Origin of the sequence: Streptomyces sp. NPDC050264, assembly GCF_040655895.1 — a bacterium.
In the GTDB taxonomy this organism is placed as follows: domain Bacteria; phylum Actinomycetota; class Actinomycetes; order Streptomycetales; family Streptomycetaceae; genus Streptomyces.
In genome coordinates, this window is record NZ_JBFAKV010000014.1 from 102,374 (window position 1) to 121,883 (window position 19,510).

At 69.7% G+C, this 19,510-nt stretch carries 15 protein-coding genes and 2 pseudogenes; 11 read left to right on the forward strand and 6 right to left on the reverse strand.

Annotated features, from left to right (window positions below):
- Nucleotides 1–5: 5 nt before the first annotated feature.
- Together AB0J02_RS24910 and AB0J02_RS24915 are read right to left on the reverse strand one after the other, a co-directional pair.
- The gene (locus tag AB0J02_RS24910; RefSeq protein ID WP_363195963.1) at nucleotides 6–452 is read right to left on the reverse strand and encodes a winged helix-turn-helix domain-containing protein; all 447 of its coding nucleotides are present in this window, start codon (nucleotides 450–452) and stop codon (nucleotides 6–8) included.
- A 119-nt stretch (nucleotides 453–571) separates the two neighbouring features.
- On the reverse strand, nucleotides 572–3,148 hold the full coding sequence (locus tag AB0J02_RS24915) for a helix-turn-helix domain-containing protein (protein WP_363195964.1): 2,577 nt from the start codon (nucleotides 3,146–3,148) through the stop codon (nucleotides 572–574).
- A gap of 736 nt (nucleotides 3,149–3,884) precedes the next feature.
- Between AB0J02_RS24915 and AB0J02_RS24920 the strand changes: the two genes are divergently transcribed.
- Nucleotides 3,885–4,682, forward strand: a complete 798-nt coding sequence (locus AB0J02_RS24920) for an ABC transporter ATP-binding protein (RefSeq protein ID WP_363196062.1) — start codon at nucleotides 3,885–3,887, stop codon at nucleotides 4,680–4,682.
- Entirely contained in the window at nucleotides 4,631–7,210 is a 2,580-nt protein-coding gene (locus AB0J02_RS24925; protein WP_363195965.1) for an FtsX-like permease family protein, read from the forward strand. The genes AB0J02_RS24920 and AB0J02_RS24925 overlap by 52 nt, the downstream gene beginning before the upstream one ends.
- A 127-nt stretch (nucleotides 7,211–7,337) precedes the next feature.
- On the opposite strand, the pseudogene AB0J02_RS24930 reads toward AB0J02_RS24925, so the two are convergent.
- Both AB0J02_RS24930 and AB0J02_RS24935 read right to left on the reverse strand, forming a co-directional pair.
- Nucleotides 7,338–7,862 (reverse strand): annotated as a pseudogene (locus AB0J02_RS24930) (M48 family metalloprotease); the annotation flags it as partial.
- A pseudogene (locus AB0J02_RS24935) lies at nucleotides 7,851–8,147 on the reverse strand (BlaI/MecI/CopY family transcriptional regulator); the annotation flags it as partial. The pseudogenes AB0J02_RS24935 and AB0J02_RS24930, both read right to left, overlap by 12 nt.
- Nucleotides 8,148–8,421: 274 nt before the next feature.
- Here AB0J02_RS24935 and AB0J02_RS24940 point away from each other — a divergent pair.
- Nucleotides 8,422–9,564 (forward strand): acyltransferase family protein, encoded by a 1,143-nt coding sequence (locus tag AB0J02_RS24940; protein ID WP_363195966.1) that lies wholly within the window; start codon nucleotides 8,422–8,424, stop codon nucleotides 9,562–9,564.
- A gap of 63 nt (nucleotides 9,565–9,627) precedes the next feature.
- Here the strand turns inward: AB0J02_RS24940 and AB0J02_RS24945 are convergent, their stop codons facing one another.
- Nucleotides 9,628–10,653 carry a Ku protein gene (locus AB0J02_RS24945; RefSeq protein ID WP_363195967.1) on the reverse strand — a complete coding sequence of 342 codons (1,026 nt, stop codon included), beginning with the start codon at nucleotides 10,651–10,653 and terminating at the stop codon, nucleotides 9,628–9,630.
- A 77-nt stretch (nucleotides 10,654–10,730) separates the two neighbouring features.
- On the opposite strand from AB0J02_RS24945, the gene ligD reads away from it, so the two are divergent.
- Both ligD and AB0J02_RS24955 read left to right on the forward strand, forming a co-directional pair.
- A complete protein-coding gene (gene ligD, locus AB0J02_RS24950) occupies nucleotides 10,731–11,624 on the forward strand; it encodes a non-homologous end-joining DNA ligase (protein ID WP_363195968.1) in 894 nt (297 codons plus the stop codon).
- Nucleotides 11,621–12,526: an ATP-dependent DNA ligase gene (locus AB0J02_RS24955; RefSeq protein WP_363195969.1), complete on the forward strand. Its 906-nt coding sequence runs from the start codon at nucleotides 11,621–11,623 to the stop codon at nucleotides 12,524–12,526. Before ligD ends, AB0J02_RS24955 begins: the two co-directional genes overlap by 4 nt.
- A 199-nt stretch (nucleotides 12,527–12,725) precedes the next feature.
- On the opposite strand, the gene AB0J02_RS24960 is transcribed toward AB0J02_RS24955, so the two are convergent.
- A complete protein-coding gene (locus AB0J02_RS24960) occupies nucleotides 12,726–13,529 on the reverse strand; it encodes an NERD domain-containing protein (RefSeq protein WP_363195970.1) in 804 nt (267 codons plus the stop codon).
- Nucleotides 13,530–13,749: 220 nt separating this feature from the next.
- On the opposite strand from AB0J02_RS24960, the gene AB0J02_RS24965 reads away from it, so the two are divergent.
- The 6 genes from AB0J02_RS24965 to AB0J02_RS24990 all read left to right on the forward strand — a co-directional run bounded on the left by AB0J02_RS24965 (nucleotide 13,750) and on the right by AB0J02_RS24990 (nucleotide 19,507).
- Nucleotides 13,750–14,004: a hypothetical protein gene (locus AB0J02_RS24965; protein ID WP_363195971.1), complete on the forward strand. Its 255-nt coding sequence runs from the start codon at nucleotides 13,750–13,752 to the stop codon at nucleotides 14,002–14,004.
- A 133-nt stretch (nucleotides 14,005–14,137) separates the two neighbouring features.
- Nucleotides 14,138–14,851, forward strand: coding sequence for a hypothetical protein (locus AB0J02_RS24970; protein WP_363195972.1), 714 nt, complete (start codon nucleotides 14,138–14,140; stop codon nucleotides 14,849–14,851).
- Nucleotides 14,848–16,107 carry a HAMP domain-containing sensor histidine kinase gene (locus AB0J02_RS24975; protein ID WP_363195973.1) on the forward strand — a complete coding sequence of 420 codons (1,260 nt, stop codon included), beginning with the start codon at nucleotides 14,848–14,850 and terminating at the stop codon, nucleotides 16,105–16,107. Before AB0J02_RS24970 ends, AB0J02_RS24975 begins: the two co-directional genes overlap by 4 nt.
- Nucleotides 16,108–16,237: 130 nt before the next feature.
- Complete coding sequence (locus tag AB0J02_RS24980) at nucleotides 16,238–16,594, forward strand: SH3 domain-containing protein (RefSeq protein ID WP_363195974.1); 357 nt, start codon at nucleotides 16,238–16,240, stop codon at nucleotides 16,592–16,594.
- A 40-nt stretch (nucleotides 16,595–16,634) separates the two neighbouring features.
- The gene (locus AB0J02_RS24985) at nucleotides 16,635–18,038 is read left to right on the forward strand and encodes an FtsW/RodA/SpoVE family cell cycle protein (protein ID WP_363195975.1); all 1,404 of its coding nucleotides are present in this window, start codon (nucleotides 16,635–16,637) and stop codon (nucleotides 18,036–18,038) included.
- Nucleotides 18,035–19,507: a penicillin-binding protein 2 gene (locus tag AB0J02_RS24990; protein WP_363195976.1), complete on the forward strand. Its 1,473-nt coding sequence runs from the start codon at nucleotides 18,035–18,037 to the stop codon at nucleotides 19,505–19,507. The genes AB0J02_RS24985 and AB0J02_RS24990 overlap by 4 nt, the downstream gene beginning before the upstream one ends.
- Nucleotides 19,508–19,510 lie beyond the last annotated feature (3 nt).

A 19,510-nucleotide genomic window follows, 5' to 3' on the forward strand; every position in this document is an offset into this window, starting at 1 on the left:
CAAGGCTACGGCTGGGCGGTAGGAGTGGGGAGGGCGCGTACGGTACGCCCCTTACCGTGGACGGTGTCGAGCAAGCCGGTCCCCTCCATCTGAGCGAGCGCCCGCCGCACGGCCGTACGCGAGACGTCGAAGCGGTCACACAGCTTCGCCTCGGAGGGGTACGAATCCCCCACATTCAATGAGTCCTCCAGGATCGCATCCGTCATGCGCTCCACGAGCGTCCTACGATCGTGACCCCGGGCGACACGCCATCCAACCCCTGGCGCAGATTCCAGAATCCCCTCCGCTTCAAGAACTTTGAGCGCGCGACGGATCGTGTTCCGAGCGACGTTATGCGAGCGCATGAGATCTGCTTCGGAGGGCAGCGCTCCGACGATCGCACCATGGTCAACCTCCTCCCGGAGTGCTTCTGCAATCACCAGGTAGGTTCCTCGTGGACTGGGCTCTGGCACTTGGCCCCCTCTTCAACCGATCTGCCGCGTTTTCCTGGGCATCCCAGTTTCCCACGGGGTTGAGCAGCGTTGCCCTTGCCTCTCAGCAACCGCCCATAGCAGCCGTCTCGGGCATCCAGTCAGGGGAGCACTACATCCCAGGACTCAGCCGTCGGTGTGCCGTCCGGATCAAGCCCATTCGGCCATAGGCCCAGAGACTCCGCATCCCCGCCCCTGGCCTTTGACAACCTACGTACAGCGGAAGAATCCCCCGCGTTAACAGCCTGTAGTGCAATCTCCTCGGCACCAGCGCGATCACCCATACTTTCTTTCAGCTCGCCAAGCTGGGTCAAGGCATACAAATTACCCGATTCGATGGCCTGCCAATATAAAGCCTCAGCTTCCTTGAATTTCCCAGCCGCTCTCATCAGGTTTGCAAGAGGCGCCGCCGAAGCAGTACTGCCAGCGTCCAGCAACGCTTGGTAGATCTCTTGAGCTTCACTCGCCTTACCAAGCTTGATGCGCTTTCTTGCAGTTTCCAAAAGCGCGTATACATTTCCGTCCCTTCCGGCACGCTCTAGCGCCGCGTCAGCCTGATCTCGATCTTTCATCCCCAAGAAAAGATAATGGCAAAAAAGCGCATAGGTGTCCCCATTGCGAGCACCATCCTCCGCAGCCTCCGAGAAACCATCCAAGTCCCCACCATCGCCCGCCTCTTCTATCCTAGACCTTAGGCGGCCCTCCTCTTTCCTTTCACTCCATGGGCCCATAAATGAGTTTCTCTCCCCGATCTCACCCTCCAAAATTGCAATCAGCGCACGTGCAGTCTGACGCATCATGAGGAGAATGGAGCGGTTTAGCAAATTGAGGGATTCGAAGACATCCCCACCCCGGGTATACAGAGTGTCACCTAGCGCCCCCAAGGCCTCCCCGTCACCGGAATCTACAGCCTGACGATAAAGCATTTCCGCCGCTTCCAAATCCCCCCTCTCTTCGCACCTCTTCCCGAGGTGATAAGCAGCTTCTCCGTCACCTGAATCAGCCGCCTTGCGGAACCATTCTTCGGCCCCCTTTGGGTCACCAGCTTCTTCACGGATATATCCCATGTCGCTCATAGCGCGGGCATATCCCATCTCGGCACACTGCCGAAACAGGGGTTCAGCCAATCCTGGATGCCCCTCCATCCATGTAGTCGCCACCTCGCACAACGAGGAGGGATCAGATAGTTTAGCGACTTTCTTAGTAAGGCGATAGGACCACTGAAGCCGATATCGATCATGCGCAGCGATGGCCAGGCTCGCTAGCTCCGCAGGGTCTGTCAGCCCTTCAATAACCGCTTCCCAGAACGAATCCGGAGGACAGTAGGTGCGACGCTCAATTCGCCCTAGCTGCTCCAGCGAGTCAGCTAACCGATACTCAGTTTCGCCAACCGAATCAATCCTGCGAGCCTCCCCCAGGCGAGACGGTCCGCGAAGACGAACGAGTGTTAGGGGGGCCATGTTTCCGTGTACTTGCTTAGTGGCTTCCTGGAAGGCTTCGTCGACCCAATCACCCGCCAGATTCGCGTGCTCAGATTCAGTAAGATAGTCCTCGGCTGCATGGGAAATAAAACTGCCCGTTAAGCGGCTTCCGACACCCAGACGAAGCGCATCCATGGCGGACTGGATCAATGCTCGGACCGAGGGGTCGGCTGTTCTATACCGTTCAGCCAGCGCAGGAGCACCTGCCAGATATTGAGCCAGGCGCCCGTCCTCTGCACGCTCCAACGCTTGAGCGAGTTGCAGATCACCTTCGGCGGCCTTGACCCTCGCATCTCTAACCGCAAACGCGTCAAACGTGTCTGGAAGCGCAAGGATCCGTCCCGCCAGCAGCTCCCGAGTCTGCGGGTACAGATCTGGCACCCCTTTTACCGGAAGAGCCGTGTATTCAGTCGCATAGTTATTCCAAAGTGTCCCTAACACCAAGATGGGACCAGCCTGCCGATTAACTAGGAGCGAGCGGAGGGAGGCTGCGATACGTTCACCGAAACCTCGTCGCGCGCCAAGATAGTGCTGAGCTTCGTTGAGCCACACCACAGTGCGCGGCCCCACGCGCTCGATATCACTCAACGCTGCTTCAGCCCTCGTGGGGTCAAACGGGTGCCAGAGGTTCCATCCCAGTGGCATGAGGGGTTGAATCGCTTCCCAACAGGAACGGGTTTTACCCGTCGACGACGACCCAACCAACACGACCATACCGCTTTGGCCACCTGCCGCTGCTTTTACGAGGTCATCCAGTTCTCGGTCATGGTGACGACGTACGTACGCGGGAAGCCGGCGCTCCTGTCCACCTCCCAAAACAGCCTGGCCCGAAGCGACGTCAATGGCCGGATGAACTTCTAGATCATGTGGATCAAAGTCAGCGATTGGGCGCCCAATGCCCGAAGGCAGAGGATGCGTTTCCCCCACGGACGTCTCGCGATGAACGCCGGCCGCCGTTGACCGTATCTCCAGGATCTCCGACACATCCAGATGGAGTGCTTGGGCGAGCGAAACAACAGTTCGAGCCGAAGGAACGGAAGCAGACCTGTTGAAAGCTTCGCTGACAGCAGTTCGCCCCAACCCCGAGCGCCGCGCAAGAGCAGTCTTCGTCACACCTCGCTCTGCAAGCCCGCGTTCCAGACGAGCTCGCAGTTCATTTGAAGCTGCCCTCGCGGCCGACTCATCCTCTACGGCCATACCATCCCCTTCGATCGTTCGCCTCTGTTCGTCTTCGACCAGTTCTACCGTTGCGGACCACGACGAACAGCAGCTTGAGGAGATTTGGCGGCACAGTTTGGCGCACCGATTGGAGATCGATCATGTCCGACCACTCAGCTGCCGTTGTACTGGGTTGCTTCGCGATCATGCTGCTTGCAGCCCTCGCCGCGGTCGTTGCCGCATTCTGTGCACGCCGGGACAGTGCCACCTACCCCGTAGCCTGTTCCCGCGCCGCCGCAGCGTTCGGAAGCGCACTGACGCTCGCTTGCGGTGTCACAACGGCGTTGGCCACCGTCCTACGCTGAACACCAGCTTCAGGTCTGCTCTGGCCGACAGCCGAAGCAGGACGCGACCGCAGCTCGCCAGCAGCTCCATGGGCAGGGCAGCCAATCCCCACGAGTGAGAGGCGAGTGGAGATCGCAGCACTCCCTCTCAACCAAGGTGACTGTGCAGGTCAAGGTTGTGTCAGCCGTAAATGCGGTCTGCCCTCCGGAGCCGTGTGCGCAGGTTCGAATCCTGCCGGGGGCACCTTGTATGAGGTGTCCGAGGACCCCGTCAGCAGCGGTAACGCTGCGGTCGGGGTCTTCTTGCGTTCGGGGGGCTCTGGAGTGCGGGTCCACCAGTTGGTGGACGCCGTGTTCAACCGGTCGCCGCTGTCGGTGGCATGGGGCTCGCGACCAGCATGGATGGCATGGAGAATCCAGGTCGGACGTTGATGGACGGGACGCGGGATCCGCAGGTTGAGCCGGTTGTTCGGCTTGAGGGGGTCAGTCGGGTTTATGGCGGGGCCAGGAATCGGGTGGCCGCGCTCGATGGGGTCAGTTTGGGGCTTGGGGCGGGGAGTTTCACTGCCGTCATGGGGCCCTCCGGGTCGGGCAAGTCGACCTTTCTGCACTGCGCTGCGGGGCTCGACCGGCCCACGTCGGGGACCGTACGTCTGGATGGCGTGGATCTTGCCTCTCTGCGGGAGAGGGCGCTGACCCGGTTTCGGCGCGAGCGCATCGGCTTCGTGTTCCAGGCGTTCAATCTGCTGCCCGCGCTGAACGTCGTCGACAACGTGACGTTGCCGCTGCGTCTTGCCGGTACCCGGCCCGCGCGGGCCGTCGTGGACGAGGTCCTGGAGCAGGTCGGGCTGAGCGGGAAGCGGGGCAGCCGGCCCGGTGAACTCTCCGGGGGGCAGCAGCAGCGGGTCGCGATCGCGCGGGCGCTCGTCACCCGGCCCGCGGTGATCTACGCGGACGAGCCGACCGGCGCCCTGGACACCCGTACCGCCGCCGAAGTCCTCACGCTGCTGCGGCAGTCGGTGGACGCGGTGGGGCAGACCCTTGTGATGGTGACCCATGACCCGGTGGCCGCCTCGTACGCGGACCGGGTCGTCTTTCTCGCGGACGGCCGGCTCGTCGGCGGTCTGGAGCAGCCCACCGTGCAGCAAGTCACCGCCCGGATGCAGGAGTTGGGTACGTGGGGCGACCCGTTCGCGGGGCGGTCGGCGGGACATGGGGTGCGGCGATGATCCGGCTCGCGGTGCGCAGCCTGCGCTTTCACAAGGGCGGTTTCATCGCCTCGTTCGTGGCCCTGTTCTTCGGCGCCGTGATCGTCATCGGCTCCGGCGGCCTGCTGGAGACCGGCATTCACAACGCGGCGCCGCCGCACCGCCTCGCCGCCGCACCGATCGTCGTCACCGGCGACCAGCGCTACGCGTACACCCAGCAGGAGCTCGTTTTCCCCGAACGACTGCACATGGACGCCGGCCTGGCGGAAAGGATCGCGAAGGTTCCGGGGGTGGGGGCCGCGGTTCAGGACATGTCGTTCCCGGCTGCTCTCGGTGTGGGTGGCAAGGTCACCGGCCACGGCTGGTCCTCCGCCAGGCTCTCGCCGTACGAGCTTACGGATGGCGTCGCGCCGGCCACGGATGGCCAGATCGTTCTGGGCTCGAAGCTCGCGGACCGTATGGGGTTGAAGCCCGGCGAGCGACTGCAACTCCTCGTTCACGGCACTGAGAGGAGTTATCGGGTCTCGGGCCTGGCCGCCGGTCCCGACGACGGCGGCGACGTCTTCCTCTCGGATGCGGAAGCCGGGCGGGCCGCCGGGCTCGTGGGAAGGGTCGACAACATCGGCGTCTTTCCCGTCTCCGGGGCGAAGACGCAGGAGATCGCCTCCGCCGTCCGCAAGGTCGTCGACGGCGCACCGGTCACGGTGCTGACCGGGGACAACCGCGGCCGCGCCGAGGACCCGGACGTGGTGGCCGACGGCAGCGACCTGATCCCGCTCGCCGCCGCCTTCGGCGGGCTGTCCGCGATGGTCACCGTGTTCGTGGTGGCCAGCACGCTCGGCCTCTCCATCCAGCAGCGCCGACGCGAGTTGGCCCTGTTGCGCACGATCGGTACGACGCCGGGGCAGCTGCGGCGTCTTGTGGTCGGGGAGACCCTGTTCCTCGCGGTCGTCGCCACCGGACTCGCCACGATCCCCGGCCCCCGGTTCGGGCACTGGCTCCTGGGCGCGTTCGCCGACGCGGGCGTCGTGCCGGAGTCGATCGCGTACCGGGCCGGTTCCGTGCCGGTGATCGTGGGGGCGGGTATGGCGCTGCTCACCGCCATCGGTGCCGCGTGCATCGCGGCGCAGGCGGCGGCGCGCACCCGGCCGACCGAGGCGCTGGCCGAAGCGACGTTGCAGCGCCGGTGGTTCAGCGCGTTCCGGTTGGTCGCCGGGCTGTTGTGCCTGGCCGGGGGCGCGGCCCTCGCCTGGGGCACCGCGGGCTCGGCGGGGCCGGACGCGGCGGGTGTCGCGACCCCGGCGGCGATGGTGTGGGCGGCCGCGTTCGGGCTGCTCGGGCCCGTCGTCGTACGCGCCATGACGGCCGCGTTGCGCCGGCCCGTCGGCAAGCTGTCCGGGCTCGCCGGTGAGCTCGCCGCGCACAACGCGCGGGCGCGCACGGCCCGGTTGGCGTCGGCCGTGATGCCCGTGATGCTGGCCAGCGGTCTCGCTCTCGGCCTCCTCTACATGCAGACGACGCAGTCCGACGGCGCCAAGCGGGCGTTCGACGAGAACCTGCGCGCCGACGTGGTGGTGACTTCGGCCTCGGGCGGGCTGCCGCTCGACCTGGTGAACACCGTGCGCGAACAGCCGGGCGTCGCCGCGGCGTCCGCGCAGATCCCCACGACCGGCTATATCGAGCCGGACGAGCCGATGCGGCCGAGCGAGGGCGAGGACACCGGGCCGCAGCCGACCGAGGTGTCCCTGCAGGGGGTCACCCCGCAGGGCCTGGACCGCACGACGGCGTACCACGCGGCGAGCGGCAGCCTGTCCGCACTGAGCGGCGACTCCGTCGCGCTGCCCACCGAATACGCCAAGGACCACAAGCTCGGTGACCTCGTCCCGATGCGGCTCGGCGACGGTACGCAGGTCAAGCTGAAACTGGTCGCCACGGTCGACGGGCGGCGCGGCTACGAGACCGCGCTCGTCCCGGCGTCGCTCCTCGTCGGGCATACGGACGGCGGGCTCGTTCCGCAGATCATGGTGAGCGCGGCGGACGGGACGGATCCCGGTCAACTGCGGGCGTTACTCGGCAAATTGGCGGACCGCTCGCCCGGTCTGCGGGTGTCCGGCACGGAGGTGCTGGCGGCCGGCCAGGCCGACGCGGACGACACCCAGGCCTGGATGGCGTACCTCGTGCTCGGTGTGGTCGTCGGCTACGCGACGCTCGCTCTGGTCAACACGCAGATCCTGGCGACGACCGAGCGGCGCAAGGAGTTCATGCTGCAGCGGCTCATCGGGGCCACCCGGCGCCAGGTCCTGCAGATGATGACGGTCGAGGCCGCGCTCGTGGCGCTGGCAGGCGTCGTGCTCGGTCTCCTGGTCGGCGCCGCGACCCTCGTACCGCTGAGCATCAGCGTCCTCGGCACGGCCCTGCCGGGCGGCTCCCTCTGGATCCTGGTAGTGGTGGTCGCCGGGGCGGCGGCCCTGACCCTGGTGACGACGCTGCTCGCGGCGGGGGCGGTACTGCGCGGGCGGCCCGGGGACATGGCGGGCCTGCGGGAGTAACTGCTCATCGGAGCGGCGGCCCAGGGGAGTTGCGGCCTACGGGACTCACGGCCAAGGGGAGTTGCAGCTGTCCGACTCCCCCGCCGGAGCCGCCGCGCCGACCCCCGTGCACAACGGCGGCCGAGTGCGGTACGGGGCCTGGGGCGGCGAAGGCGGGCAGCGCGGGGAGTGTTCGGCTCGGGGTCAACAGGGCCGCCTTGCCGACCGCGCGGGCCGTGAGGCGCCGGTCGCCGACCGCGCGGGCGGCATCCTCGTCGGTCCAGCGCTCCACGGTGTACGTCACGGAGGTGCGCAGGGGCCGCAGGAACGGGTTGGCGCGGGCCGCCAGTCCGGTTCAGCAGGAGGTGTCGGCGGTGGCCGGTCGCGAGGTGGGCGCGTTCGTGTGCGAACAGGGCCCGGCGCTCAGGGGAGTTGAGGCCCGTCGGCATCCCGGTCGACACGACGATGCGGCCGTCCGGGAGCGCCTGGGCGTACGGGGCCGTGTCGAGCAGGACCGCGATCCGGTGGCGGGGCGGGGGTCCGGCGAGGGCGCGTACACCTGCCGTCCGGTCCTGCGGCGGTGCAGCAGGAACGCCGTACAGGAGGTGAGGAGCGCGGCCAGTCCGCCGGCCGCCGCCTTGCCGGCGACCTCGTCGTGCGGCACCGCGGCCCGGTTGTTCTCGCCGTCCAGGACCCGGCGCGTGCGGTGGGCCGCTAGACCGGCCCCGTCGGACGCGGCGGTCCAGGTGAAGGAACGGCCGACGCGTTCGCGGGTGACCGCGCCCTTCGCCTGGAGGCGGGTGAGGATCGTGATCACCGTCGGGTAGGCGAGCGTGCCGCCGAGGCGCTCGCGCACCCAGCCCGCCGTCACCGGATCCGGCGCCTCGCACAGGGCCGCGAGGACCTGCCCCTCCAACTCGCCCTGCCCGCGCCTGCGCCCGCTCTCGTCCTGGTTCACCACGCCGCGCCTCCCCGTTGCCGTCCCGGCCCTCGTCCCCGTCCTCCTTCTCCGCGTCCAACTCATCGTAGTGAGCACGGGATCCCGCCCGACTTGGGCATCGATGTCCGACTCGACCGTCCGTCTCACTGTGACAGCCGCCACCCATGACCAGCACAGGTTTACGTCTGCCTCAATGGGTGACTACGGTGCGTGGGATGTCTCGCAGCCACTTGAATCCCGCAAACCTGAGAAGACGTGAATTCAAGAGTCGGGGTTCCACGCGGGAGGGATTGTGAGCGAACCGGTACGGCTGGCCACCTCGCGGGCGCCTCTGCCCCCGCAACGCGCCGGCACTTCACCTTCCCGAGCCGACACCTCGAACACTCCTGCCACGGCTGCCGGGCAGAAGCCCGGCAAGGTGCGCGACGCGTTCTTCGACAACGCGAAGTACCTGGCGATCGTGCTGGTCGCGATGGGGCACTCCTGGGAGCCGCTGCGCGGTGACAGCCGGGCGGCGTCGGCGCTCTACATGACGGTCTACTCGTTCCACATGCCGGCGTTCATCGTGATCTCCGGGTACTTCTCGCGCAGCTTCGACGCGAGTCCGGGGCGCCTGAAGCGGCTGGTCACAGGCGTGGCCGTGCCGTATGTGGTCTTCGAGGTGGCCTACACCCTGTTCAAGCGGACGGCCGGGGGCGATCCCGACTACCCGTTCAGCCTGCTCGATCCGTGGTACCTGACCTGGTTCCTGATCGCGCTGTTCGTGTGGCGGCTGAGCACACCGCTGTGGAAGGTGATCCGCTGGCCGCTGCCGGTGGCGCTCGCCATCGCGGTGCTGGCGTCGGTCTCCCCCGACATCGGTGACGACCTCGATCTGCAGCGGGTGCTGCAGTTCCTGCCCTTCTTCGTGCTCGGCCTGTGCCTCAAGCCGGAGCACTTCCGGCTCGTGCGGCGCCGTGAGGCCCGGATCCTGGCACTGCCGGTGTTCGCGAGCGCGCTGCTGTTCGCGTACTGGGCGGCGCCGCGGATGAACGCCGCCTGGTTCTACCGGCGGGACAGCGCGCAGGAACTGGCGGCGCCCGGCTGGAGCGGCGCCGTGATGACTCTCGCGATGTTCGGCTGCTCGGTTCTGCTGGCCGCCTGCTTCTTCGCGTGGGTGCCGGGGCGCAAGCTCTGGGTGACCTCGCTCGGCGCCGGCACGCTGTACGGCTACCTGCTGCACGGCTTCCTGGCCAAGGGCTCGCGCTTCTGGGACTGGTACGACGCGCACTGGATGCACACGCCGCTCGGTGAGATCGCGGTGACGTTGATCGCCGCGTCCGTGATCACTGTGCTGTGCACGCCACCGGTGCAGCGGATGTTCCGGTTCGTGATGGAGCCGAAGATGGAGTGGGCGTTCAAACGGGACGCGGCCGCGGTGGCCCGCGGGCGATAGACAGCGAGCGAACATGATGCGGGGGCGGAGATTTTCTCCGCCCCCGCATCATGCTCACCACCCTCAAGCCGACGACTTCTTACGAGGCGAGCGGGGCGTCGTCTTCTCGGCCGTGGCGGATGTCGACTTCTTCGCCGCCGCGGACTTCTTCTTCGTGGCGGAGGAGTTCGCGTCCTTCGCCGAACCGCCCTTCCTGGCAGCCGCCTTCTTCGCGGCCGGTGCCCGCTTCTTCTTCGGCGCCGCCTTCTTGCGGGACCGGCCCGCGAGGTGGGTCACCTCGGCCATGTCCCCGGCCTCGGCACCGGCGTCGCCTTGTGCCTCCTTCGCGGCCCTCACACTGTTCTCCAGCGCGGCCATCAGGTCGATGACCTTGCCTTCCCCTGCCGCCGACGACGCGGGGGCCTGCGCCGCCCCGCCGGACGCCTTCGCCGCGATCATCTCCTCGACGGCGGCCCGGTAGTCGTCGTGCAGCGAGTCCATGTCGGCGTCGCCCAGCGTGTCCATCAGGGCGTCCGCCAGGTCGAGTTCGGCGTCCCGCACCGTGACGCGGGTGTCGGGCGCGGCGTCCTGCGGGGCGCGGATCTCGTCCGGCCACAGCAGCCCGTGCATCGCGATGACGTCGTCGACGACGCGCAGCATCCCGAGCCGCTCGCGGCCGCGCAGCGCGAACCTGGCGATGGCCACCTTTCTGCTGCGCCGCAGGGCCTCGCGCAGCAGCGTGTAGGGCTTGGTCGCGGGGGCGCCGTTCGCCGAGAGGTAGTAGGCCGTGTCCATCTGGAGCGGGTCGATCCGCTCCGCCGGGACGAACGCGACGATCTCGATCGTCTTGGCCGCGGAGGCGGGCAGTGCCGCGAGGTCGTCGTCCGTGATCGGGATGATCGACCCGTCGGCGTCCTCGTACCCCTTGCCGATCTCGGCGGCCGGGACCTCCTTGTCCTCCAGCTCGCACACCTTGCGGTAGCGGATGCGCCCGCCGTCCTCCAGGTGGATCTGGCGGAAGGAGATCGCGTGGTTCTCGGTGGCGTTGACCAGCTTGATCGGGATGCTGACCAGGCCGAAGGAGATGGCCCCGTTCCAGATGCTGCGCACGATGGACCTCCCGTTCCGTCCGTCCCGTTCAGCTGACCGATGCGACGGTTCAGTGCGGATTGTCAGAGTATTACGGTATGACGCCCATCACAGAAGTGGAGGGGCGGCGGATCCCGCTCAGCAATCTGGAGAAGGTGCTCTACCCGGCCACCGGCTTCACCAAGGGCGAGCTGCTGCACTACTACGCGACGACGGCGGGTCCGCTGCTCGCGCACCTCTCCAACCGCCCGGTCTCCTTTCTGCGGTTCCCCGACGGGCCCGGCGGCCAGCGTTTCTTCGCCAAGAACGTGCCGCCGGGGACACCCGCATGGGTGAAGACGGCGGAGGTGCCGCGCTCCGAGGGCCCCTCCCGGCAGATCCTCGTGCAGGACCTGGCCACGCTCATGTGGGCGGCGAACCTGGTCACGGAGTTCCACACCCCGCAGTGGCAGGCCGACGCGCCCGCGCAGGCCGACCGGCTCGTCCTGGACCTCGACCCCGGGGACCCGGCCGACATCGTCCAGTGCTGCGAGGTGGCGCTGTGGCTGCGCGACCGGCTGTCGGCCGATGGTCTTCACGCCTTCGCGAAGACGTCGGGATCCAAGGGCCTGCACCTGCTGGTCCCCCTGGTCCCGGCCCCGTCCGACCAGGTCAGCGCCTACGCGAAGGCGCTCGCGCGGGAGGCCGAGGCGGACCTGCCGCAGCTGGTGGTGCACCTGATGAAGCGCAGCCTCCGCCCGGACAAGGTGTTCGTCGACCACAGCCAGAACTCCGCCGCGAAGACGACGGCCGCCCCGTACACGCTGCGCGCCCGCCCCGAGCCGACGGTGTCGACGCCGGTGACGTGGGACGAGGTCGAGGCCTGCCGGAAGCACGGAAACGCCCGTGCCCTGGTGTTCCTGGCCGACGACATCGCGCCCAGGCTCCAGCGGTACGGGGATCTGCTCGGCCCGCTGCTCGACCGTGACCGGGCCGGGCTGCTGCCGTCGTGAGGCCTCCGTTGCAGGTGGCCCTGGCCGAGTCCGTGGAGGCGTTGCCGCCGGGCGACGGCTGGGCCTTCGAGCCGAAGTTCGACGGGCACCGGATGGTCGTGTTCCGGTTCCGGGAGGACGGCCGGGACGACGACGTGATGCTCCAGGCGCGGTCGGGGCGGCAGGTGGCGCGGGCCTTCCCCGACCTCGTCGCGGCCGCGCGGGCGCTGCCCGCCGGGACCGTGCTCGACGGCGAGGTCGTCGTCTGGCACGAGGGACGCACCGACTTCGCGGCGGTGCAGCGCCGGGCGGCCGCGGCGTCGGCGGCCCGGGCCCGTGCCCTGGCGCACGAGCTGCCCGCCTCGTACGCGGCCTTCGACCTGCTGGCCGAGAACGGCACGGATCTGCGCCCGCTGCCCTATGCCGAGCGCCGCGCCCGGCTGGTCCGCCTCCTGTCGCCACTGGGCCCGCCATTGCAGCCCGTCCCGTCGACGACCGACCGGGAAACGGCCCTGACCTGGTACGAGAAGCTGCCCGCGACCGGCGTCGAGGGCCTCGTCGCGAAACGTCTCGACGGCCCCTACCGCGGCGGCCGCCGCATCTGGCGCAAGCTGCGGCACAGCGACACCCGGGACGCCGTGGCCGTCGGCTTCACGGGCCCGCCGACGGCGCCGCGCGCCCTGGTCATCGCCCTCCCCGGCGACGGCACACCGATCCTGACGACCCCGCTGCCGGCGGCGCTGCGCGCGAACGCGGCGGCCCTGCTGCCGCCCGCGACGGGCGAGGAGGCGGTGGTGACGGCAGTGGGCATCGGCGAGGTCACCTACCAACTCCTGCCGCCCGAACCGCAGTTGACCCTGGAGATCCGGCAGCGCACCACCCGCCACGGCGCCTTCTCGGCGGAGCCGGTCAGATTCCGCTGAGCCGATACCGGCCCCTCACGAGCGCCCTAGACCCAATGCCGTTGCGTTACGGGCGATCTTGCCCTTCGTAGCCCCAGGCTCATGAACCGCCGTGACACGGTGGACTCCTGCGGTTCTTGAGAATGTCACCAGGATGCGCGCCGCGCCTGCGCTCGGAGGTGCACGCACCAAGATCGCGGCTAAGGCAACGGCATTGGCCCTAGACCCGCGCCCACGTCCCCCGGTCCCGGGCCATCGCATGCAGCCCCTCCACGTCCGCCGGCTTCAGCAGCCCGCCGGACCGGGCAAGACCGGCCACCTCCGTGTCCAGCAGCAGGCGCACGCCCCTGGGCGGCACCAGGACGTCCAGCGAGGCCGGCTGTACGAGGACGAGCCCCGCCCGCACCTCGGCCGTCAGCGCGAACGACGCCCGCGACGCGTCGGCCCGCACCCGGCGCAGCAACGGCTGCGGTTCGCCCCGTCCCGCCGTGACCATCGGGTCGCTCACCCGCACCCGCTGCCGGTGCGCCGGGAGCACGTGCAGCGCGAACAGTCCTCCGGGCCCGATCAGCAGATGGTGGACGCGGGCCCCGCCGGGCAGCGGCACGGAGTGCAGCACGCGCCAGCCCGCCCCTTCGATCCCGTCGAGCGTCTCGCCGATCAGCTGCTGCGCGGCCAGTGCCCGGCGCCGGGGATCGCTGCGCAGCCTGCGCTGCGGGGCCGGGTCCCGGTCGAGGGCGATGACGAGGGCCTCGCCGGGCCGGTTCGGCGCGAGGTCGTCGTCGGGGTGGAGGCTGAGCCGGGCCAGCTCGGCGGGCGTGGGCACCGGGGGCGGCCCGACGGTGACGTGGCCGGTGACGAACGGGCGGAGCACGGAGAGCACGGCCTCCCGGGACGACTCGGTGAGCAGATTGACCCGGGCCGTCTCCCGGTCGTACCAGGCGACGGTCCTGCCGTCCTCCCCGTAGACGTAGAGCCGCTCCTGCCCGTGCCGCCAGGTCGGTATGACGCGTAGTCCGTTCATGCCTCATCACCCCCTGACCATGGGAGCAGCAAGCCCGCCGCAGGGCAAGAAGCCCGCAGAGCGTCGGCTCGCTGTTACACAGCTGCCGAGCTGCCGTGATGGCCGCCTCTTACGGTGATGAAGCCACACCGGACACACCCGAACCGGGCGCTCCGGAACCGGACACCCCGGGACCGCGACACCTCAGGACCGCGACTCCCCGAAAGCGATCGGAGCTCTCATGCGCCGCCCCGCCCTCCTCCGCAGCGCCGTCGTCACCGCCGCTCTCGGCGGCGCGGTGCTGGCGCCCACCGCCGCGTTCGCGGACGCCCAGGCCCACCACGCCCCGGCCCACACCTCGGCCCAGGCCCCGGACGACGGCGCAGGCGACGCCAGGGCCAACCCGTACTTCCTGGTGGCAGGGGGCGCGATGGCCGCCGCCGGCGCCGCGGGCCTGGTGTACTCCACGGCCCGCCGGGGCCGCGCCGACACGTGAGCCGACACGCGCCCCCCGACAAACCCCCCGATAAAAAGGACTTCCCCGCCAATAAGGTGTACGCAGCGACAGCAACTTTTCCTACGCCGACCTCGTCAGGACCCGAGGCGAGCACCCGACAGGCAGGAGTGCAGTGACGCCCAGGCGCCTCGGTCTTTCGGCCCTCGCGGTGCCCGCCGCCGTGCTGTTCCTCGCGGGCTGCGGGGACACCGGAGGCCTCGAAGGCGCGGGCCCGACCCCCACGGCGGTGGGACCGCGGCACCTGTGGCCGTCGCTGCCCCCCGCGTCCGCGCCCGCCGACGACTACGGGGCGGGCGAGACCCAGGTGGTCAGGGGCGTCCCCGTGCCGGACGGCGACCTGCGCAAGGTGGACCCGGTGGCCGTGATCCGCGCCCAGGCCGCCTCGGACCCGGACACGTACAAGGAAGTGAAGAAGGGGCTGGACGACTGCGGCGCCCCGGGCCCCAAGGGGCCCGACTGCCCGGTGCTGCAGGCCTATTACTCGGACCTGACGGGCAACGGCAAGGACGACATGGTCGTCGGCGTGCGGGCACCGAAGGGCCAGCTCGTGGTGCGCGTCTACATGTTCGCGGACGGCAAGCTGACCCAGATCATGAACGACGAGGACGCCGTCATCAGCGTCCAGCTGGCCGACCGCAGCGTGGTCGTGCGCGCGGTCGCCGACCTGTCCGGCTACGAGTACCGGACCTCGTGGTCGTACGACAGTCATCAGCGGGCGATGCTGCCGACGCGCGACGAGATCGTGCGCACCGGACCGCCGACGACGCCCGTGCCGGAGACGCCGTCGGCGGAGCCGACGCGCTCGGCCTCCCCGAGCGCGTCATGACGCGCCGGCCGCGGCTGCCCTCCTGGACCGCGTCGCTGACCTGGAAGGCGGCCGCGTTCCTCGCGGTGATCTGCTGTGGGCTCGCCGCGCTGCTCGGCATCCTCGTGCACGTCTCGGTCACCAACCAGACGGTGCGCGAGGCCCGTGAGCGGGCGCTGACCCGGCTCGACGAGGCGACCGACGCCTTCCGGGCCGGCGGCCGGCTCGGGCCGGGCGCCGCCCTCGATCCGCCGGGGCTGCCCGCCTCGCTGCGCGCCCTCGCGGCCGGCGGACAGCGCGGCACGATGGTCGGCAGCCACGACACGCATCCGACGATGTGGGCGGCGGGCCCGGCGGCCGACGGCAAGGCGCTGGCCGTGGAGATCGACTACTCGCAGGGCGCCCGCACCATCGACGGCCTCGACCAGGCGATCCTCGGCTCGTCCGTGCTGGCCATCGGGGCGACGCTGCTGGTCGGCGCGTTCGCGGTGACCCGGGTGACGCGGCGCCTGCACACGACGGCCCGGGTGGCCCGCAAGATCAGCGCGGGCGACCTGGACGCCCGGGTCGGCGATCCGCGGACCCGGGACCCGGCCCGGCACCAGGACGAGGTCGCGGCGGTGGCCGGCGCCCTCGACAGCATGGCGTCGTCCTTGCAGGCCCGGATTCTGACCGAGCAGCGGTTCACCGCCGACGTCGCCCATGAGCTGCGTACGCCGCTGACCGGACTGCACGCCGCGGCGGAGCTGCTGCCGCCGGGCCGCCCGACCGAGCTGGTGCGCGACCGGGTCGCCGCACTGCGCACGCTCACCGAGGACCTGCTGGAGATCTCCCGGCTCGACGCGCGCAGCGAACACGTGGACCTGGACGCGACCTGGCTGGGCCCGGTGGCCGAGCGGGTGGTGCGCGCGTCCGGCACCGGCACCGGGGTCGTCGTGGCCCGGGACGTGTGCGTGGTGACCGACCGGCGCCGCCTGGAGCGCGTCCTCGGCAACCTCGTGGCCAACGCGCACCGGCACGGCGGCCCGCCCGTCGAGCTGACGGTGGACGGCCCGGTGATCACGGTGCGGGACCACGGCGAGGGCTACCCGGACTATCTGGTGGAGCACGGGCCGCAGCGGTTCCGCACGGAGGGCGGCGCGAAGGGCCACGGCCTCGGCCTGACCATCGCGCTGGGGCAGGCCGAGATCCTGGGCGCGCGCCTGCTGTTCACGAACGCGCCGGACGGCGGCGCCCTCGCGACGCTGACCCTGCCCTACGAGGAGCCGGTGGACTGACCCGGGGTGGGCCCGGGCTCACCCTGGCGGCGCCCGCCGCCGTGCGCATCCCCCGCGTGGCGCATTGAGTGAGAGCCAGGGCCCTGACCACGGGTCCTGTCCCCGCGCTCCGCTCCCCAGGAGGTCCCCCGTGACCGCACGGTCCGTCACCACTCGTCTCGGCATAACCGTCGCCGCCCTCGCGACGCTGACCGCCGCCGCGTCCCCCGCCCTCGGCGACGACTCCGCGAGCGGCTCGGGCGGCCGCCCGCCGGTCTACAAGGGCCGGGTCGTCGCGAAGTCCGGGCTGCTGCTGCGCGACAACCCCACCCGCGGCAGCCGCGTCGTGCGCTCCGTGCCGTACCGGGCGGTCGTCACGATCTTCTGCAAGACGAGCGGCGGCGACGTGGCCGGCAACCGCCTCTGGTACCTGCTGACGGACGGCACCTGGGCCTGGGGTTCGGCGAAGTACATCGACAACATCGGCGCCGCGCCCCGCTGGTGCTGACATAAGTGGATATCGCGGACGGGCTTGCTACGTTCCCGCCATGACCGGTTCAACGGGCTCGGCAGGAAAGACAGCAGCGTCAGCGCCCTCTTCGGTGCCCGCCGTCCGCGTCCCCCGGCGCCGGGGGACCGAGCTCGCCCTGACCCTCCTGGCCGTTCTGCTCAGCGTCTACGGCTACTGCGACGTCGGGCTCGCGAAGGACGGTTCCGTCCCGCCCGGCGCCGCCGGATACGGCGCCGGGCTCGGCGTGCTCGCGCTCCTCGCCCACTGCGCGGTCCGTTTCCGCGCCCCGTACGCGGACCCGCTGCTGCTGCCCATCGCGGTGCTGCTCAACGGCCTCGGTCTGGTCCTGATCTACCGCCTCGACCTGGAGACCCCGAGCGACGAGGCGGCCCCCACCCAGCTGATCTGGTCGACGCTCGGCATCGGACTGTTCATCGTGTTCGTGGTCTTCCTGCGCGATCACCGGGTGCTCCAGCGGTACGCGTACCTCTCGGTCGTCGCGGCCCTGATCCTGATGATCCTGCCGATCTTCTTCCCGGCGGTGAACGGCGCCCGGATCTGGATCCGGATCGGCGGCTTCTCCATCCAGCCCGGCGAGTTCGCCAAGATCCTGCTCGCGATCTTCTTCGCCAGCTATCTCGCGGCCAACCGCAACGCCCTCAAGTACACCGGCAGGAAGATCTGGAAGCTGCAGCTGCCCACGATGCGGGTGTTCGCCCCGATCCTCGCGTTCTGGCTGATCAGCGTCGGCGTCCTGGTCCTGGAGACCGACCTGGGCACCTCGCTGCTCTTCTTCGGCCTGTTCATCGTGATGCTCTACGTCGCGACGGGCCGCGGGAGCTGGATCGCGATCGGCCTGGTGCTCGCCGCGGCGGGCGCGTTCGTCGTGGCGTCCTTCGAGCCGCACGTGCACAGCCGCGTCGAGGACTGGCTGCACCCCTTCGCGTCGATCGACGCGGGTGACGGGGCCACCCAACTCGCCCAGTCCCTCTTCGCGTTCGCGGCCGGCGGGATGCTCGGCACCGGGCTCGGGCTCGGCCACTCGATCCTCATCGGCTTCGCCGCCAAGTCCGACTTCATCCTGGCGACGGCGGGCGAGGAGCTCGGCCTGGTGGGGCTGACCGCGATCTTCCTGCTCTACGCGCTGCTCGTGGAGCGCGGCTACCGGGCGGGCCTCGCGCTGCGCGACCCGTTCGGCCGGCTCCTGGCCATCGGTCTCGCCTCGATCGTCGCGCTCCAGGTCTTCGTCATCGCGGGCGGCGTGATGGGGCTCATCCCGCTGACCGGCATGGCGATGCCGTTCCTCGCGCAGGGCGGCTCGTCCCTCGTGACCAACTGGGTCATCGTCGCGATCCTCATCCGGGTCAGCGACCGGGCGCGCAGCGCGCTGCTCCCCGACACCCCCACGGACGCCGCGGACAAGGCGGAGGCAGCCAAGTGACCAAGTACATCCGCCGCGCGTCGGTCTTCTGCCTGATCCTGCTGGTCGCGCTGCTCGTCAACGCGGCCCGCGTCCAGGTCTTCCAGGCCGGTTCCCTCGACGACAACCCGGCCAACCGCCGCTCCACCATCCAGCGTTACGGCCAGCCGCGCGGCGACATCCTCGTGCAGGGCAGGACGGTCACCGGCTCGAAGGACAGCGGGCAGTCGCTGCGCTACGAGCGCACGTACAAGAACGGCCCGCTGTACTCCCCCGTCACCGGGTACGCCTCGCAGACGTACGGCACGACGTTCGTCGAGAGCGCCGAGGACGACATCCTCTCCGGCACCGATCCGATGCTCTCCCCGATCCCCTTCTGGCACGAGATCTCCCGCACGCAGGAGCCCGGCGGCAACGCGGAGACCACCATCGTCGCCGCCGCGCAGCAGGCCGCGTACTCCGGGCTCGGCGGCAAGAAGGGCGCGGTCGCGGCGATCGACCCGTCGACGGGGAAGATCCTGGCGCTCGTCTCCACACCGTCGTACGACCCCGGGGACATCGCGGGCACCGGTTCGGTCACGACGGACGCGTGGGCGCGGCTGAACGCCGACCCCGACCAGCCGATGCTCAACCGGGCGATCCGGCAGACGTATCCGCCGGGTTCGACGTTCAAGGTGGTCACGGCCGCCGCCGCACTGGAGAACGAGGTCGTCGGCAACATCTCCACGGAGACCGACACGCCCTCCCCGTACACGCTGCCGGGCACCACCACCCAGCTGACCAACGAGTCCGCGTCCGACGCCTGCGAGAACGCGACCCTGGAGTACGCGCTGCGGGTCTCCTGCAACACCGTCTTCGCCAACCTCGGGGTGCGGGTGGGCCTCGACGGCATGGTGAAGATGGCGCGGAACTTCGGCTTCAACGACAGCGGCGTCAAGGTCCCGATGACCGCCGCCAAGTCCAACTTCGACACCGAAATGAACAAATCGCAGCTGGCGCTCTCCTCCATCGGCCAGTACGACACCGCGGCGACACCCCTGCAGATGGCGATGGTCTCGGCGGCCGTGGCCAACGGCGGGACGCTGATGTCCCCGCACCTGGTGGAGAAGACGACGGCCGGTGACGGCGACCTCGTCTCCACCACCGGCACCAAGACGTACAAGCAGGTCATGTCGCCCTACACCGCTACGCAGTTGCAGCAGATGATGGTCGACGTCGTGACCAAGGGCACGGGCACGAACGCGCGCATCGACGGGGCGACGGTCGGCGGCAAGACGGGCACCGCGCAGAACGGCGTGAACAACGAGGGCGTCCCGTACGCCTGGTTCCTCTCCTACGCGCAGGCCGACGACGCGTCCTCGCCGCAGGTGGCGGTGGCCGTGGTCGTGGAGGACGCGTCGGCGGACCGTTCGGACATCAGCGGTGGCGGCAGCGCGGCGCCGATCGCCCGGTCGGTGATGCAGGCCGTGCTCAACTCCCGTGACCAGTAGGCC

Bases quoted from the DNA above. Each gene is read 5' to 3' on its own strand.
- ligD (WP_363195968.1), top strand. From the start codon at position 10,731: ATGACGCCCATCACAGAAGTGGAGGGGCGGCGGATCCCGCTCAGCAAT.
- AB0J02_RS24960 (WP_363195970.1), bottom strand. From the start codon at position 13,529: ATGAACGGACTACGCGTCATACCGACCTGGCGGCACGGGCAGGAGCGG.
- AB0J02_RS24975 (WP_363195973.1), top strand. From the start codon at position 14,848: ATGACGCGCCGGCCGCGGCTGCCCTCCTGGACCGCGTCGCTGACCTGG.
- AB0J02_RS24915 (WP_363195964.1), bottom strand. From the start codon at position 3,148: ATGGCCGTAGAGGATGAGTCGGCCGCGAGGGCAGCTTCAAATGAACTG.
- AB0J02_RS24920 (WP_363196062.1), top strand. From the start codon at position 3,885: ATGGACGGGACGCGGGATCCGCAGGTTGAGCCGGTTGTTCGGCTTGAG.
- AB0J02_RS24965 (WP_363195971.1), top strand. From the start codon at position 13,750: ATGCGCCGCCCCGCCCTCCTCCGCAGCGCCGTCGTCACCGCCGCTCTC.
- AB0J02_RS24985 (WP_363195975.1), top strand. From the start codon at position 16,635: ATGACCGGTTCAACGGGCTCGGCAGGAAAGACAGCAGCGTCAGCGCCC.